The 1,090-nt window shown below is 60.7% G+C and carries 2 protein-coding genes; both read left to right on the plus strand.

The window, feature by feature from the left end:
* Positions 1-356: FAD-dependent oxidoreductase (locus RMO15_RS08125; protein ID WP_309710318.1), on the plus strand; the 356-nt coding region annotated here is incomplete at its 5' end.
* 4 nt (positions 357-360) lie between these two features.
* Positions 361-1,090 (plus strand): hypothetical protein (locus RMO15_RS08130; protein WP_309710321.1); only part of this gene is annotated, 730 nt, incomplete at its 3' end.

The raw sequence follows: 1,090 nt of genomic DNA on the forward strand, positions 1-1,090 counted from the left end.
GAACACTAAAACAACCCGTTCTCCTGGGGTTTAATGCCGCCACGCAAGGCAAGGCCATGGAGTCGTGGACGGACTCTCAGATCGTCGCCAGTGCCATGGCCACGCTACAGACGATCTATGGCAAGGGCATCCCCGAGCCCGCTGACTATCAGATCACGCGCTGGGCCTCCGACCCCTTTGCCTACGGCTCATACTCCTTCCAGGTCGTCGGCTCGCGGCCCGGACTTCGCAAAGAGCTGGCACGCCCGCTCAGTAATAAGCTCTTCTTTGCAGGTGAGGCCACGGAGCAGGATCATTTTAGCACCGCCCACGGAGCCTATCTCTCCGGCCTCCGTGCCGCCAAGGAAATGGCCTAACCCCATGCCAACATTGACCGTGGATGGCCGCGAGCGCTCCTACTTGCTCGATGTGCCGAAGACCCCCCAAGGGCTGGTTTTAGTCTGTCACGGCTTTGGAGGAAGCGCAGCAGACATGCGCGGCTGGGCGGGATTCTCCAAGATTCTCGAAGCCCACAGCTTCGTCTTTGCCTACCTCGACGGCCTCCCGGATGCGAAAGGCAAGCGCAACTTCCAAGTGGAGTACCAGTTCCAAGACCCAAAGATCAACGACGTAAAATTCGCCCAGCAGCTTGTGGCCCAGCTTATCAAACAGTACAAACTCGATCCCAAGCGGGTATTCTCCACCGGAATGTCCAATGGCGCGGATTTTAGCTACTACCTGGCGCGGCAACCTAAGCCCCTTGTCCGGGCCATCGCGCCGATTGCCGGGTGCATGATGGTCGGCTGGGACAAGACCCTCACGGCCAAGAACCGCATCCCGATTATGGAGGTTCATGGCACCAAAGACACAACCACGCTCTGGGACGGTGATCTAGCCAACCGCGACGGCTGGGGGCCTTACTACGGCACCGAAGCCGTCGCCGCGCACTGGGTAAAGGCGCTGGGACTCACCGAGCGCGAGGACAAAACCAGCGGCAAGCTCACCCGCACCCGCTGGTGGACAAAGCGCGACAGTACGGAGTTCGTCCTCTACACCCTAGACGGCGGCGGCCACGACTGGCCCACGCACCTCGAAGACCCCAAGCGCAGCC

Origin of the sequence: Armatimonas sp., assembly GCF_031410135.1 — a bacterium.
Lineage (GTDB): Bacteria > Armatimonadota > Armatimonadia > Armatimonadales > Armatimonadaceae > Armatimonas.